This window comes from Mangrovimonas xylaniphaga (assembly GCF_001280435.1).
GTDB lineage: Bacteria > Bacteroidota > Bacteroidia > Flavobacteriales > Flavobacteriaceae > Mangrovimonas_A > Mangrovimonas_A xylaniphaga.
Window position 1 is genome coordinate 166,025 of the sequence record NZ_LBIP01000017.1, and the last position, 16,732, is coordinate 182,756.

Annotated in this window: 12 protein-coding genes; 9 read left to right on the forward strand and 3 right to left on the reverse strand. The window is 39.0% G+C overall.

Features of this window, described 5'->3' with window-relative positions:
- Positions 1 to 11: 11 nt before the first annotated feature.
- Positions 12 to 2,510 (reverse strand): M14 metallopeptidase family protein, encoded by a 2,499-nt coding sequence (locus tag ZA06_RS10690; protein ID WP_053977458.1) that lies wholly within the window; start codon positions 2,508 to 2,510, stop codon positions 12 to 14.
- A gap of 112 nt (positions 2,511 to 2,622) precedes the next feature.
- Here ZA06_RS10690 and bshC point away from each other — a divergent pair, with 112 nt between their 5' ends.
- The 5 genes from bshC (at position 2,623) to ZA06_RS10715 (ending at position 9,539) form a co-directional block, all read left to right on the forward strand.
- Positions 2,623 to 4,227, forward strand: a complete 1,605-nt coding sequence (gene bshC, locus ZA06_RS10695) for a bacillithiol biosynthesis cysteine-adding enzyme BshC (protein WP_053977459.1) — start codon at positions 2,623 to 2,625, stop codon at positions 4,225 to 4,227.
- 3 nt (positions 4,228 to 4,230) lie between these two features.
- Complete coding sequence (locus ZA06_RS10700) at positions 4,231 to 5,601, forward strand: pyridoxal phosphate-dependent decarboxylase family protein (protein WP_053977460.1); 1,371 nt, start codon at positions 4,231 to 4,233, stop codon at positions 5,599 to 5,601.
- Between the two features lie 51 nt (positions 5,602 to 5,652).
- Positions 5,653 to 7,188: a glutamine-hydrolyzing GMP synthase gene (gene guaA / locus ZA06_RS10705; RefSeq protein ID WP_053977461.1), complete on the forward strand. Its 1,536-nt coding sequence runs from the start codon at positions 5,653 to 5,655 to the stop codon at positions 7,186 to 7,188.
- A gap of 49 nt (positions 7,189 to 7,237) precedes the next feature.
- The gene (locus tag ZA06_RS10710; RefSeq protein WP_053977462.1) at positions 7,238 to 9,151 is read left to right on the forward strand and encodes a PBP1 and LysM peptidoglycan-binding domain-containing protein; all 1,914 of its coding nucleotides are present in this window, start codon (positions 7,238 to 7,240) and stop codon (positions 9,149 to 9,151) included.
- Positions 9,152 to 9,308: 157 nt separating this feature from the next.
- Positions 9,309 to 9,539, forward strand: a complete 231-nt coding sequence (locus ZA06_RS10715; RefSeq protein ID WP_053977541.1) for a DUF3820 family protein — start codon at positions 9,309 to 9,311, stop codon at positions 9,537 to 9,539.
- 5 nt (positions 9,540 to 9,544) lie between these two features.
- Here the strand turns inward: ZA06_RS10715 and ZA06_RS10720 are convergent, their stop codons facing one another.
- Together ZA06_RS10720 and ZA06_RS10725 are read right to left on the reverse strand one after the other, a co-directional pair.
- On the reverse strand, positions 9,545 to 9,841 hold the full coding sequence (locus ZA06_RS10720) for a chaperone modulator CbpM (protein WP_053977463.1): 297 nt from the start codon (positions 9,839 to 9,841) through the stop codon (positions 9,545 to 9,547).
- A 2-nt stretch (positions 9,842 to 9,843) separates the two neighbouring features.
- Entirely contained in the window at positions 9,844 to 10,740 is an 897-nt protein-coding gene (locus ZA06_RS10725; protein WP_053977464.1) for a DnaJ C-terminal domain-containing protein, read from the reverse strand.
- Positions 10,741 to 10,966: 226 nt separating this feature from the next.
- Between ZA06_RS10725 and ZA06_RS10730 the strand changes: the two genes are divergently transcribed.
- The 4 genes from ZA06_RS10730 to mnmA all read left to right on the forward strand — a co-directional run bounded on the left by ZA06_RS10730 (position 10,967) and on the right by mnmA (position 16,703).
- Entirely contained in the window at positions 10,967 to 12,607 is a 1,641-nt protein-coding gene (locus ZA06_RS10730; protein ID WP_053977465.1) for a CTP synthase, read from the forward strand.
- Between the two features lie 78 nt (positions 12,608 to 12,685).
- Positions 12,686 to 14,587, forward strand: a complete 1,902-nt coding sequence (yidC, locus tag ZA06_RS10735) for a membrane protein insertase YidC (protein WP_053977466.1) — start codon at positions 12,686 to 12,688, stop codon at positions 14,585 to 14,587.
- A 117-nt stretch (positions 14,588 to 14,704) separates the two neighbouring features.
- Entirely contained in the window at positions 14,705 to 15,409 is a 705-nt protein-coding gene (locus ZA06_RS10740; protein WP_082332006.1) for a toxin-antitoxin system YwqK family antitoxin, read from the forward strand.
- 106 nt (positions 15,410 to 15,515) lie between these two features.
- Positions 15,516 to 16,703 (forward strand): tRNA 2-thiouridine(34) synthase MnmA, encoded by a 1,188-nt coding sequence (mnmA, locus tag ZA06_RS10745; RefSeq protein ID WP_053977467.1) that lies wholly within the window; start codon positions 15,516 to 15,518, stop codon positions 16,701 to 16,703.
- The last annotated feature ends 29 nt before the right edge of the window (positions 16,704 to 16,732 follow it).

Below are 16,732 nucleotides of genomic sequence, written 5' to 3' on the forward strand. Positions count from 1 at the left end.
CTGCTTTTCTTTTATAAGGTAAATAGGTTGTTATTGACAAAGAAGACGGCATTCACCAGGAATAGCTTTCCGTTTTCCCAAAAACTTCGGAACATGACATTATCTGTCATATAGACGATGCTTCCTTCGCCGATGCGTTCTTCTCCAAATATTAAAGAGTTTTCTAGGGTTTCAAGAGCATCGGTTCCTGTAAAGCCAGAAACACTTTTTGGGTTCTCTCCAATATGCACCACATTATAGCCATCCTCCAATAACTCATAGGAATCATTGCCCAGTTTTAATGTATAATAGGTGTCTGAATATCCAAAAGCTAATGGATGGGTGTCGTCCACTTTTGTTTTAAAAACAGCTCCTGTAATAAGTTTTTTGATACCTTCACGTTCACGATCGGCATAGGAAATCAGCTTCTTGTCAATAGAAATGGAGTCCTTAACTTCATGGGCTTTTAAGCTGAATCCTTTTTTATCAGCAAAGCTTTTTAGGGCACCGTCAATGACAATCAGTTTGCCCCCCTTTTGAATCCATGCTTGCAGATTTTTTAAAGCACCATTGTCCAATACCTTGGCATAGTTGCCATCGGGTACAATCAATACGTTGTACTTTTTCAAATCGTACATTTTAAAATACTTTGTGTTTAAAGAAGTCACAGGGAATTGTAATTGTTGCTCAAAGAAGTGCCATAATTCACCATAACCATATGGAGATGTAGATTCGCCAGAAAGTAACGCAACTTTAGGCGTATTGACCAATTTTACATCTGGCGATCCAAAATCTGGCCCAGACTTTGAAAAACCACTCATCACCGCAATTGGATTCTTGTTGAATTTTTTAGCGGAAGCCATCACTTTGGTGTCAAAGTCTTCCACAGATTGATTGTCTCCTCTTATGATAATCAAGGAACCACGATCAAATGTTTGCTCAGGAGCACTGGTGGAAATGGGTTTTTCGGTAAAGCGTACCTTAATTTTTTGTTTCATTAAGTCCACCAAGAATTTGGCATCAGTAATATGGTTCCATTTGGCCATATAGGCGGTGGCTTTAGTGTCTATTTTTGGTGTTGGGGTAGAGGTTGCAGCTCCTGCTTTTGCCGGAATCAATTTGGTACTGGCCAAGGCGTCCAATCCAAAGGCAAATGGAGCACTCCAAGCAGTGATATCGTAAGTCAAGGAATCACTCAAGCTTACATTGGGTTCAAATAGAACTTGCACCATTTTACCTTTTGGCTGGTTGGTGCTTATAACCAAATCGGAGGAGGTGATGTCCATTGAACCTTTGTCTCCTTTGTTGTATAGATAGCCGTTCACCTTAGTATTAGAACCATTATAATAGCTAATACCATGTTGGTCTAATAACTGTTTTAAGCTTTCAATTTTATCTTGTTCTCCACTTAAAACATAACTCTGATAATCCACATCACTGTTCTCGAAGAATTTTTTGAATTCGGAGTTTAGCTTCGCCGCATTTTTGCTGGCAACTTCTACCGTAGATAGACCTGTAGTGGTATGGTGGGCAATACGATCCTTAAGAGTTAACTCGGTGCCTTCATCATTCATAATCCCCAAGCCGCCACGGCCGTGACCGGCCTGTTCGTAGGTCATACCAATGGCTCCCATAAATGTTGGGTAGGTGTCCCCGTAACTTGGGTATAGCAAATCAAAACGTTCTCTTGTAAAATACAGCCAACCGTTGGAATCAAAATATTTGGCGTGATTTTTTCCTATTTGTGTTTGAAAGTCTTTTTGCCAATCGGTGATGATTTCATGGAATGGTTCTGCTGCTGGAGCAAAATAATAAGGGTTATTGATTCCTTGTTCATGGAAATCCACATGAATATGTGGAAGCCATTTGTTGTAGATTTTTAATCGCGACTGACTTTCAATTTGTGTGGCCCAAGCCCAATCTCTATTCAAATCAAACAAATAATGATTAGGTCTACCACCTGGCCAAGGCTCTATGTGCTCGCTGGCTTGTTGGTCGGTGTCGTAAGGAGTACTGGAGGTTTCATTATACCAATTCACATAACGATCTCTTCCGTCGGGATTGATACAAGGATCTATAATTACCACGGTGCTTTTAAGCCATTCCTGTTTTTCGGTCAATAAAGTATAGAGGGTTTTCATAGCGGCTTCGGTACTGGAAGCTTCATTACCATGAACATTATAGCTTAGCCACACTACAGCTACTTCATTGGAAGTTGTGCTGCCATCCAAAACACCTGCATTTTTAAGGTTGTTCTGGCGAATCGTTTCAAGATTTCTCAGGTTTTCTTCCGAAGAAATATAAGCAACATACAATGGGCGTCGCTCATAAGTATCTCCATAATGTTCCAATTTCACTTGACCGGGCAGTTGCTGGCTTACATATTTAAAGTAATCTACCACTTGATGGTGTCTGGAAAAATGGGAACCTAATTCATATCCTAAAAAGCTGTCGGGAGATTGTAATTCCTGTCCAAATGAGAAAATTGAACAACAGAATACAGTAACTATAAAAACAAATATTTTTTGCATAGCGCTGGTTTAGGTGATAAAAATAATGATATAAATTGAATATGAATTAACTAAAATTTAGGACATAAAACAGTTTTGCGCTGTATATTTACGTCAGAATTGAATAGTGACTATGCCAACAGACTGTATTCCGTTTAAAGACACCAACTACTTCTCACAACTTATCTGTGATTATCTAGAAGAAAATCAAAATCTAAAGCCTTTTTACCACAGGTTTCCAACAGTGGAGGCCTTCAAACAACAGATAGAGGAAAAGCAACCTCAAGTTTCTTTAGCAAACCGAAAGGTTTTGGTGGAAACTTTGGAACAGCAATGTCAGTCTTTGGGACTTTCCGAAAGCACGCAACAGAATATTCAATCTTTAAAAGAAGAAAATACATTTACCATAACTACAGGGCATCAGTTGAATCTGTTTACTGGTCCTTTGTATTTTTTCTACAAAATCGTCTCTGCCATCAATCTTTGCAAGGAATTAAAGGAAGCGTATCCCGAATACAATTTTGTGCCAGTATATTGGATGGCAACGGAAGACCATGATTTTGAAGAGATCAATTATTTCAATTTCAACGGAAAGAAAATAAAGTGGAGCAGAGACTCATCAGGTGCAGTTGGCGAGTTGGATTTGGAAGGTTTGGATGTGGTGGAAGAAGTGTTTGCTTCCCAATTGAATGCCGGTAACAATGCCAAACGTTTAAAGGAACTTTTCAAAAAGGCATATTTAGAACATGCAAACTTAACAGATGCCACTAGATTTTTAGTGAATGAATTGTTGGGGGAGTATGGTTTGGTGATTGTAGATGGCAACGACCATAACTTAAAGGAGCTGTTTGTAACTTACATGGAGGATGAATTGTTGCAGCAATCGTCTTTTAAAAATGTATCGGAGACCAATGCCCAAATCAATGCATTGCCCGAAAACTACAAAATACAGGTCAACCCTAGAGAAATCAATCTTTTTTATATAACCGAAGGTTTGCGAGAACGCATCGTAGAATTTGATGGGAAGTATAGTGTTTATGGAACGGAGATTACTTGGAACAAAGAAGAAATCGTTAAGGAATTACATGAGTACCCGAAACGTTTTAGTCCTAATGTGATTATGCGACCTTTATATCAGGAGGTGATTTTGCCTAACCTTTGCTACATTGGTGGAGGCGGTGAATTGGCTTATTGGTTTCAGTTGAAATCGAATTTCGAAGCCCATAAAGTCACCTTCCCAATATTGTTGCTAAGGAATTCGGTGTTATTGGCATCAGAAAAGCAGCAGGAGAAATTGGAGAAGATGAAACTATCCATGGCCGATTTATTTTTAAGCCAAGAGGAGTTAGTTTCCAAAGTAACCAAATCCATTTCTGAGGTTGATATCGACTTTAGCACTCAAAAAAAACACCTCGAACTACAGTTTAAGGACCTGTATAAACTTGCGGAAAAAACCGATCCCACATTTTTAGGAGCCGTTGGTGCTCAAGAACGCAAACAAATCAAAGGTTTGGAACATTTGGAAAAACGTTTGCTCAAGGCGCAAAAGCGGAAATTGAGTGATCATTTGGACCGTGTTGTGCAACTTCAAAACAAATTATTTCCGAATCAAAGTTTGCAGGAACGCAATACCAATTTTTCTCAATTTTATTTAGAGTTTGGAGACCAATTAATTCATCAGTTAATAGTAAATTTGCAGCCCCTTAAAAAAGAGTTTATAATTCTAAATTTAGAGTAGCAAATGCATAAGATAGATATCGACTTGGTAGAAATGACATTGGATGTCATGAAATACGTTATCGATAGAGTTTCCGCGACTGAACGCCAAATAGGTAAACCCAAAAAAGCAGAAGAGTTAAAAGCCTTGGTAGGTGAGACCATCACCCCAAAAGGAGTAGGAGGCGAATACGCCTTCGACCTTTGGAAAAAACACTTGGCTAATACCAATGTTCCAGTAGATCATCCCCGTAATTTGGCTTTTGTGCCAGCATCTCCAACAAGAGCAGCTATTATGTTCGATTTGGTGACTTCGGCATCAAGTATTCACGGAGCCTATTGGATGGAAGGTGCCGGAGGTATTTTCTGTGAAAACGAAGCAATGAAATGGATTGTGTCCTTAACAGGCTTGCCAGAAGGTGCTTTTGGTGTGTTTACCAGTGGAGGAACTTCTGCCAACTTATCGGCCATCGTAACAGCGCGTGAACATTGGAGACAGGACGATGCTTTTAAAAGAGAAAAAGGATTGATCATTACGTCAATTGGTGCCCATTCGTCCGTAAAGGCGATGGCAAAAGTAGCCGATGTGGATATCTTATTGGTGGACTCTGAAGAATGTTTGACAGGAGAAGACTTGAAGAAGACCATTGCAACCTTAACGGAGCACGAGCGCAAATGTTTGTTTGCTGTGGTGGCTACGGGAGGAACTACCAATGCCGGAATTATAGATGATTTGGAAAGCATTGCAGAGGTGTGTGAAGCTGAAAATCTTTGGTTCCATGTAGATGCCGCTTATGGAGGAGGTGCTTTGGTAGCAGATTCCGTAAGACATCAATTTAAAGGTATTGAACGTGCCGATAGTATCACCATCGACCCGCATAAGTGGATGTTCTCTCCTTACGACTGTGGAGCGGTAATCTATAAAAATCCTGAGTTGGCCAAAAATGCACACTCGCAACAAGGTTCTTATTTGGATATTTTTAAGGATGAAGGCGCGCACGGCTTCAACCCAACCGATTATCAAATACAATTAACACGACGTGTACGCGGTTTACCTTTATGGTTCTCTTTGGCGACCCACGGTACCGATAGATATAAGGAAGCGGTAGAACGAGGTATTGAATTGGCACAGATTGCAGGTAAATTGATCACAGAGCACGATAAGGTGGAATTGGTAAGAGATCCAAGTTTATCTTGTGTATTGTTCAGAAGAAAAGGATGGAGTCCAGAGGATTATACCGAATGGACCTACAGAAACCATAAGTCGGGCTTTGCTTTGGTAACGCCAACTAAATGGAAACAAGGTGATACTTTTGAAACGGTGTCCCGTTTTTGTTTTATCAATCCAGATACTACCGAGAAGGATATTGAAATGATTTTAGATTCAATGAATTGATATTTTTTCAATTTTCAATATATAATTTCCTATTTAATTTTAATTTTGCACATGCAACACGATAAGATACTCATTTTAGACTTCGGTTCGCAGTACACGCAACTAATTGCAAGACGAGTTAGAGAGCTCAATATTTACTGTGAAATCCATCCATTCAACAAAGTTCCATCAACGGTAGAAGAGTACCAAGCGGTAATTCTTTCTGGTAGTCCATTTTCGGTTCGTGCCGAAGATGCCCCTCACCCAGATTTATCAAAAATCCGTGGTAAAAAGCCTTTATTGGCTGTTTGTTATGGAGCGCAATATTTAGCACATTTCTCAGGAGGTGAAGTAGCGCCATCCAACACCCGTGAATACGGAAGAGCAAACCTATCATTTGTTAAGGGAGGAGAATCCTTTTTCGAAAATATTTCAGAGGGAAGCCAAGTGTGGATGAGCCATAGTGACACTATCAAGCATTTACCAGAAAATGGAGTGTTGTTGGCGAGTACGCATGATGTTGAAAATGCGGCTTATAGAATTGAAGGGGAATCAACTTATGCTATCCAGTTCCACCCAGAAGTATACCATTCTACAGATGGTAAGCGCTTATTGCAAAACTTTTTGGTGAACATTGCAGGAGTAAACCAAGACTGGACGCCACAATCCTTTGTAGATGAAACAGTGGACGAGCTGAAAGCTCAGTTAGGAAATGATAAAGTTGTTTTGGGATTGTCAGGAGGCGTAGATTCTTCTGTAGCGGCTATGCTGTTGAACAAAGCAATTGGAGAAAATTTATATTGTATTTTCGTAAATAATGGCTTACTTCGTAAAAACGAATTTGAGGATGTACTAGATCAGTACAAGCACATGGGCCTTAATGTTAAGGGAGTAGATGCTTCGGCACGCTTTTTGGATGCTTTGGCAGGAAAGAGCGACCCTGAGGAAAAACGTAAAACCATTGGTCGTGTGTTCATTGAAGTGTTTGATGATGAAGCCCACCAAATTCAGGATGTAAAATGGTTGGCACAAGGAACCATCTATCCAGACGTTATCGAAAGTGTATCGGCAACTGGAGGACCTAGTGCAACTATCAAGAGTCACCACAACGTGGGAGGATTGCCAGATTTCATGAAGCTGAAGGTGGTAGAGCCATTGAAAGCGTTGTTTAAGGATGAGGTAAGACGTGTTGGAGCTTCTATGGGAATGGAGCCAGCTCTTTTAGGACGTCACCCTTTCCCGGGGCCTGGTTTAGGAATTAGAATTTTAGGTGATATTACGGCTGAAAAAGTTCGTATATTACAAGAGGTAGATGCTGTATTTATTAACGGATTGAAGTCCTGGGGACTTTATGACGATGTATGGCAGGCAGGTGCCATCTTGTTACCAATCAACAGTGTTGGGGTAATGGGAGATGAGCGTACCTATGAGCAATGTGTGGCCCTTAGAGCCGTTGAAAGTACCGATGGTATGACCGCTGACTGGGTAAATTTACCATACGAGTTCTTACAGAAAACCTCAAATGAAATAATAAATAAAGTAAAAGGCGTTAATAGAGTAGTGTATGACATTAGTTCTAAGCCGCCAGCAACCATAGAATGGGAATAGTATAGTGAACGATTTATTGCCCCATAAACGTAAACAATAATTTAACCATATGAAAAAACTTGTTTTAATTACCCTGTTTACTCTAGCAAGCATTTGCTTTGTACAGGCTCAAAATTTTAAACAACATAAAGTAAAACAAGGAGAAACGATAGAGGAGATTGCCAAATTATATTTGGTAACTCCTTTTGACATTTATGCCCTTAACCCAGATGCCAAAAAGAAGCTAACGGTTGGCACAGTGTTAATTATCCCTACTTCCAAAATTCGTCCAGATGAAGCTGTAACCGAAACCAAAGAGGTAACTGGGTACCAATACCATCGGGCTAAGAAAAAGGAAACTTTGTACAGTATCGCGAAGCAGTACAATGTAACTGTTGACGATATCAAAAAATACAATACCTACTTGTATGCCAATAATCTGCAAAAGGGAGATAAAATTAAAATCCCAAAATTCAAAACAGTTGTCGCTAAAGCTGAGGTAAGCAATACCCTAAAAAAGTATACGGTACAGCCTAAAGAAGGAAAATGGCGTGTGGCCTATAAGTTTGGGATTACAGTTCCTGAGTTGGAAGCACTTAATCCAAATATGGGTGAAGTATTGCAACCGGGAGATGTCTTGAATGTTCCAAACATAGCCGATAACGAAGAGAAAGCTATCGAGGAAAATTACAATTACTACACGGTACAGAAGAGTGAAGGCTATATGGCTTTGAACCGTAAGTTTGGTGTCACCCAAGAAGAATTGGAAGTCTTTAATCCTGAGTTGAAGGAAGGTGGCTTGAAATTGGGAATGGTAATCAAAATTCCTGGTTCGGCAAATACGGTTATGGGTAGTGATGAGTTTGAAAACACCGATTTGACCAAAACTAACTTTGAGAATCTAAAGACCAAGCGTTTGGCTTTGATGTTGCCTTATAGATTGAATAGAATTGATGTAGATTCTGTACAAGAAGCTAAAAGCGCTATTAAAAACGACACACGATTATCCATTTCTTTGGATTTTCATGTGGGAGTGGAAATGGCCTTGGATTCAGCTAAGCAGTTAGGGATTTCTACAAACTTAAAGGTGTTTGATACTAAGGACCAATTGTCTGAGGTGTCCAATATTTTAAAGAACAATGATTTTTCAACTTACGATGCCATCATCGGACCTTTGTTTCCAAAGAATTTGGAAAGGGTAGCGGCTAGTGTTAAAGGCGATCACATTCCCGTGATTTCTCCTTTTACGACGCCAGAAAACTTGTACGACAATGTTTTTCAAACCGTACCTTCAAGTGAATTGATGCAAAAGGAAATGATTCGTTTTGTGAAAAGGGATTCTTTGCCAAAGCATATAGTAATCATTGCCGATGCCAAAAACAAGGTGGTTAGCGATCAATTGAAATCCGAGTTTGTGGCTGCAAAACAAATCTTCTCCAGAAAGGATAAGGATGGGAAGGATAGTAATTACATCATGATTTCTGATTTGGAGGATATGTTTATAGATGGGGAAAATATCGTGTTTTTGGAGACCCAAAACGAGGCTTTTGCTTCTAATGTAACCAGTATGTTGAATGGTTTGAGCAATGAGGAACAGCATATTGTGTTGATGACTACCCAAAATAGCTCGGTATTCTTGGAAGGAAAGAACATTTCAAATTATCACTTGTCTAATTTAAAATTTACTTATCCATCGGCAAACAAAACAATAATTACACCTACAACCAATGGGTTTATTACAAAGTATAAAAGTTTGTATGGTGTAGAACCAAATAGGTATGCTATTCGAGGTTTCGATTTGACGTTGGATATTTTGTTGCGCTTGGCTTCCAAAGAAAACTTGTATGAGGCAGCAACTCCTGAGTTGGAAACCGAATACTTGGAAAACAAGTTTAGATACGTTAAAAAGTATTTTGGAGGTTACTATAATGAAGCGGTTTATATTGTAAAGTACGACGACTTAACAATTGTGGAAGCGGAATAGTTTTCAAAACAAAATACAACATTGACATAATCCCTAAAACGTTGCGTACACATAACGGGTATGGAACTTTAAGGGATTTGTTGTATCAAGAGGTTAGTATTCCTTTGTCAAGTTAGGAACAGCTAAGGTACCTTGAAGATTATAAATGAAAGACAAAATGTTAGGACAAGACAAAGATTTTTTGATAAAATTGGCACATACCAAAATGCCATTTGGAAAATATGAAGGACGCGATCTAATCGACTTGCCAGAATACTATGTGGTGTGGTATCACAACAAAGGTTTTCCGAAGGGGAAATTAGGAGATATGCTACAAATGGTCTATGAGCTAAAGGTCAACGGCTTGGAAGATTTGATTAGAAATATCAAAAAAAGGTATCCAAAATAAAATTCTTAGTCGTGTTCATAAAGCCTTAAGCGGTTTTGTAGATTACTGAGTTCGGCTTGAAGGGCATCTACTTTTTGAAGTAGGTTGAACACAATATCGATTCCTTCTATGTTGAGGTTGAGCTCTCGCTGCATTCTTAGTATTTTGTCCAAGGAGCCAACGGCATCGGTGTCCATATAATATTGTTTTTCAATGTTGATAATGGAAATAAGACCAATGTCCTCGAGCTCTTCCAAAAAGGAAATGGTTACATTATAGGAGCTGCAAAGCTTGGAAATGGGTATAAAATGAGTAGTGTCCATCGCTATCGTAATTTTGCTAATTCTTCAAATAGTGCTTTTTCTTTTTCAGAAAGGTTGGTGGGTGTTTTAATGTGATAGGTCACATAAAGATCTCCAAATTCCCCCTCTTTTTTATACACAGGAAACCCTTTGCCTTTTAATTTCACTTTAGTGCCATTTTGAGTTTCTGGTTTCACCTTTAGCTTTAGTTTGCCATCAAACGTGTCAATAATGACCTCGCCTCCCAAAACTGCTGTATATAGATTTAGGTCCAAATCGGTGTACAAATTGTTATGATCTCGCTTAAATTTACTGTGGTTGTTAATGGAGAACTTAATATGAAGATCGCCTTTGGGACCTCCATTGATACCTTCTCCTCCATAACCTTTTATTTTTATAATCTGTCCGTTCCTTACACCTGCAGGAATGGTAAGCCTAATGTTTTTTCCGTCGACGGTTAAGGTGCGTTTGTGGGTTTTGTACACGTCTTCCAGTTCTAAATGCAATTCGGCATTATAATCTTGACCTCTAAATTTTGGTTGCCCATGGCCATGACTACTTCTAAAACCACCGCCACCACCAAACATGGAACTGAAAAAATCAGAGAAATCTTCCTCTGAGAATCGGCCGGAGGAACTTTGGTAATGCCCTCTTTGGGATTGTTGTTGACGCTGTGCTTCTTCAAAGGCTTCCGAGTGTTGCCAATCCTTTCCGTATTTGTCGTATTTCTTACGATTTTCTGGATGGCTCAACACCTCATTAGCTTCATTGATTTCCTTGAATTTCTTTTCGGCTTCCTTGTCGTTGGGGTTAAGATCCGGATGGTATTTTCGAGCCAGTTTACGGTAGGCCTTTTTGATGTCGCTGTCCGAAGCGTTTTTGTCGACACCAAGTATCTTGTAATAATCTATAAATCTCATACAGTGTGAGTTTTAAAAAAGCCAATGCTTTGCAATACAATGATAAATCCTAATGGAGATTAACTAATTTCGGGTATTTTTTTTAAAATATCAAGCAGGACTCTGTTTAAATGAAAACCATTGTGTAAAGCAAATGCCAATTTGCTAAAAGCGTCCCAAATAACTGAAAAACTATGTGCCATAACTATTTAAATTTTGTAAATTTGCCTGCGTTTAAAAGCGCAACATGACAACTGATACAAAATACATCTTTGTAACCGGAGGGGTTACATCTTCACTAGGAAAAGGAATTATTGCGGCATCACTAGCCAAATTGCTTCAGGCACAAGGTTACAGGACAACTATTCAAAAATTAGATCCCTACATTAACGTGGATCCTGGTACCTTGAACCCATATGAGCATGGAGAGTGCTATGTGACTGATGATGGAGCTGAAACCGATTTGGATTTAGGACATTATGAGCGTTTTTTGAATGTACCTACAAGCCAGTCCAACAACGTAACTACAGGTAGAATTTACCAAAGCGTGATCCAAAAGGAGCGTCGTGGTGAATTTCTTGGGAAAACCGTACAGGTAATTCCTCATATCACAGACGAAATCAAACACCGAATCCAGATTTTAGGAAACTCGGGAGATTATGATATCGTGATCACTGAAATAGGTGGAACAGTAGGGGATATTGAGTCTTTACCTTATGTGGAAGCTGTACGTCAATTGCGTTGGGATTTGGGTGAACAAAACGGAATCGTGATTCACCTTACCTTGGTGCCATATTTATCGGCAGCAGGGGAATTGAAAACAAAACCAACTCAACATAGTGTAAAAACGTTAATGGAAAGTGGGGTACAGGCCGATATTTTAGTGTGCCGTACCGAGCACGAATTGCCAGAAGATTTAAGAAGAAAATTGGCATTGTTCTGCAACGTAAGGGAAGAGGCTGTGATTCAATCTATTGATGCGTCTACCATTTACGATGTTCCAAACTTAATGTTGGAGCAAGGCTTGGATAAAGTAGTCTTGAAAAAATTAGGATTGCAAAGCGATACGCCAAACTTAGAGCGTTGGAATCAATTCTTGAACCGTCATAAAAATCCAAAGGAAGAAGTGACGATTGGATTGATTGGAAAATATGTGGAATTACAGGATTCCTATAAATCTATTTTGGAAGCCTTCATTCATGCAGGTGCCGAAAATGAAGTGAAAGTTAGGGTAGAATCTATCCATTCTGAATATTTGACTCCTGAAAGTGCAGCGAAACAATTGGCACATTTAGATGGGGTATTGGTAGCGCCTGGTTTTGGAGAGCGTGGTATTGAAGGGAAAATTGAAGCGGTAAGATATGTACGTGAAAACAACATTCCGTTTTTAGGAATCTGTTTAGGAATGCAAATGGCCGTTATTGAATATTCCAGAAACGTTTTAGGATTGGAAAATGCCAATTCTACCGAAATGGACCCAGCAACGCCTCATCCTGTAATTGACCTTATGGAATCGCAAAAAACAATTACCGATAAAGGAGGAACCATGCGTTTGGGAGCTTGGGATTGTGAATTGATGGAAGGAAGTATTGCCAAAGAGGTATATGGCTCCAGCCAAATCAAGGAACGTCACAGACACCGCTACGAGTTTAACAACGATTTCAAATCACAAATCGAGGACGCCGGTATGAAAGCAACTGGATTTAACCCAGATACAGGGTTGGTAGAAATTGTGGAAATTCCAGAGAACAATTGGTTTGTGGGCGTACAATACCACCCAGAATACAAGAGTACAGTGGCCAATCCACACCCATTATTTGTGGCCTTTGTTAAGGCAGCCTTGAGCTTCAAAACAAATAAAAAAGGTGCCAGTGTGTCACAAAACTAAAAAGTGGACAACGTTTTGTGTAGCTTGTAAAAGTTAATAATGTAATTATCCAACCAATAGGACATTTAGATATCATACATGGAAGAAAAGAAAATTGACGTGAATTCCATAATAGGCTTTGTGCTTATTTTTGGAATATTATTGTACATGCTTTGGACAAACCAGCCTTCTCCAGAAGAGGTTGCTGAACAAGAAAAAGCAAAGCAAGAACAAGTTGAGGCAGAACAAAAAGCAAAGGCTAAGGAAGATGCCTTTGTAACTTCCGCCGAAGATTTTTCAAATACAGGGGCTTTAGATTCTGTAGCCCTTCAGCAATTAAAAGTTAAGTTAGGGGCATTTGCATATGCTTCGTCTTTACCTTCAGCAAAGGATGAGTTTACCTTGATTGAGAACGGGGTATTGGCTTTAAAATTCAGCAACAAAGGAGGATATCTTTCTGAAGTTAAGTTAACGCAATTTGTAGATTACGATTCTGTACCAATTTATATGGTGAAGGATGGCAATACGCAATTCAATATCAATTTTGGAACTTCAGACAATAGAATCCTTAACACACAAGATCTTTATTTTCAACCAACAATTACCAAAAATGGTGAAAACACGGTAGTTTCCATGAGGTTGAAAGTATCTGAATCCAAATATTTGGAATACAGATATGAATTGAAACCAAACGACTATATGGTTGGTTTCTCTGTGAAGTCTCAAGGTTTGGGAGATGTGTTCAACAGTTCCCAACCAATAGATTTGACTTGGGGATTGAAGGGAATGCGTCACGACAAGAGTATTCAATATGAAAACCGCTATACCCGTTTAACCTATAAGTTTGATGGGGATAAAATCGATAAATTGGCCCAAACAGGTGAAGACGACGAAACCGAAGAAAATGTAGAGTGGATCTCGTTCCGTCAGCACTTCTTTAGTTCTATTTTGGTTGCAGATGTGCCATTTAAATCGGTTCAGTTAGAGTCTGAAAATTTGGTTGAAAATGATGATGTAGATACACTTTACACCAAAAAATACTTGGCCAAATTGCCTTTGGAATTTAAAGGTGGCGAGTTGACTGAAAATATGAACTTGTACTTTGGACCTACAGATAGCAAAGTATTAAAGAAATACGATAGAGGTTTAGAGAAGAGTATTCCATTAGGATGGGGAATTTTTGGATGGATCAATAAATCCGTATTCATTCCATTATTTGGATTCTTGAGTTCTTTCTTGCCATATGGTATTGCCATTATAGTCATGACTATTTTGGTAAAGATTTTATTGTCATTTGTACAGTACAAGCAGTTCTTGTCTCAGGCGAAGATGAAAATCCTAAAGCCAGAAATGGACGCTATTAGAGAGAAGTACAAAGACAACAAAATGAAAATCCAACAGGAAACCATGAGCTTGCAAAGCCGTGCAGGCGCAAGTCCATTGAGTGGTTGTTTGCCTGGTTTGATGCAAATTCCTGTGTTCTATGCCTTGTTCATGTTTTTCCCATCTGCTTTCGATTTACGTCAAAAGAAATTCCTTTGGGTAGATGACTTGTCATCTTATGACGTCATTGCAGAATTACCGTTCAAGATTCCATTCTATGGAGACCACGTGAGTTTGTTCCCAATTCTTGCGGCTATTGCCATTTTCTTCTACATGAGAATGACCACGGGGCAACAAATGACAGCTCAGCCAGTGGAAGAAGGGATGCCAGACATGCAGAAAATGATGAAGGTGATGTTGTATATTTCTCCTCTAATGATGTTGGTATTCTTTAACCAGTACGCATCAGGATTGAGTTTGTATTACTTTATTTCCAACTTGATTAGTATTGGAATTATGTTGGTAATCAAAAACTTTATCATTGATGAAGACAAGGTGTTGGCTAAAATTCAGCATAAAAAGAAACAGCCTAAAAAAGAAAGTCGTTTCCAAAAGAAAATGAAGGAAATGATGGAGCAGGCTGAACAGCAAAAAAATGCGCAACAGCGTAGAAAATAAAACTAAAAGCTGCCTACTTAAAGGCAGCTTTTTTGTTCTATAACATTTGTATTATATTTTCGTTTAATATTGCAAAAGCAATAATCTCTTTAACAGGAAGCTCAAATTTTTTTCTCTATGAAATTGAAGTACATTCAAATGGTCCTATGTTTTTTGGCAACTTCTGTGGTTCTAGCCCAACAGATCAACCAATTTGACAGCAAAGGATTGCGACACGGTATTTGGCGCAAAAATTTCCATGAAACCAAAGAATTGCGCTATGAAGGCGAGTTCAATCATGGTAAGGAAATTGGTGTGTTTAAATATTATACTTTAAATAATAAAAAGAGTGTGTTGAGTGCCACTAAAACCTTCAATCCAAATAATGATATTGCCGAGGTGAAGTTCTTTTCTTCTACAGGAAAACTTATCAGCGAAGGAAAGATGAATGGGAAACTGTATATGGGCAAATGGGTGTATTATCACAACAAAACGAATGCTATCATGTCTACCGAAACCTATAATGACCAAGGAAATTTGGAAGGAGAGAAATTGGTGTATTATGACAATGGACAGATTGCCGAAAGAGTGAACTACGTGAATGGAAAAATACAAGGTGTGTCCAGATGGTATTCGGAAACAGGAGTGGTATTGAAGGAGTTTCATTATGTGAATGATGAACTTCACGGAGAAGCCAAATATTACAATGACGAAGGGCAATTACTTGCCGAAGGAAGCTACAAGCACGACAGTAAGGATGGTATTTGGAAATACTACAAAGACGGCAAGCTTGAAGAAGAAAAGGACTTTACCAAAAAGAGCAAAAACCCTTACAAGCAATAGGTTAAAGCTATCAAGGCTATAATGTTTTATAATGGTAACTTTAAGAGGTTACCATTTTTTATTTTGTAATTTTGCAACGTATAATCAAATTCAATCGCTTACATAAATGAAACGAGTTATCGTAGGCCTTTCAGGAGGTGTAGATTCCAGTGTGGCAGCCTATTTGTTAAAGGAACAGGGCTATGAGGTCATTGGGCTTTTTATGAAAAATTGGCATGACGATTCGGTGACGATTTCCGATGAATGTCCATGGTTGGACGATAGCAATGATGCCATGTTGGTTGCCGATAAATTGGGAATTCCTTTCCAAACGGTAGATTTGAGTGAGCAATACAAAGAACGTATTGTAGATTATATGTTTGATGAATACCAGCGAGGCCGAACTCCCAATCCGGACGTACTCTGTAATCGTGAAATCAAGTTTGACGTCTTCATGAAAATTGCCTTGGATTTAGGAGCCGATTATGTGGCAACAGGGCATTATTGTAGAAGAGGAACGATTCAAAAAGACGGAGAAGAAATTTATCAGTTGTTGGCAGGTGTAGATGGCAATAAAGATCAGTCCTATTTCTTGTGTCAATTGTCTCAAGAGCAATTGTCGAAAGCCCTTTTTCCGATTGGAGAATTGACAAAGCCTGAAGTTAGGGAAATTGCGACAAAATTAAATTTGGTTACCGCTGATAAAAAGGATTCTCAAGGATTGTGTTTTATTGGTAAAGTGCGACTTCCAGAATTTTTGCAACAAAAATTGATGCCGAAGGAAGGCGTCATTGTAGAGATCCCTTCTGATAGGGAAGTGTATTTAAATGGGACTTCTAATTTCGATTCCAAAGAGGAAGAACTTCAATATTTAACAAAAAAAGTAGACTATCATATCACTGACGGAAAGGTGGTTGGAAAGCATCAAGGTGCTCACTATTTCACAAAAGGCCAGCGTAAAGGTCTTGGTGTTGGGGGGACTGTGGAGCCATTGTTCGTTATCGATACGGATGTGGAAGAAAATGTCATTTATACAGGGCAGGGGAAAGACCATCCTGGCTTGTTAAAACGCGCCCTTTTTGTAGCTAATGATGAAGTGCATTGGATTCGTGAAGATTTGGAACTCCACCAAGGCGAAACTATGGAAGTGATGGCGCGCATTAGGTACAGACAGCCGTTGGAACCAGCAATTTTGTACAAAGTTGACAATGGACTTTACGTGGAATTTCAAAACTTACAATCGGCTATTACCGAAGGGCAATTTGTAGCTTGGTATCTAGGAGAGGAATTGGTAGGATCGGGAGTAATTTCTTAAATTGCACCAACCGATTCCCAAACACAACT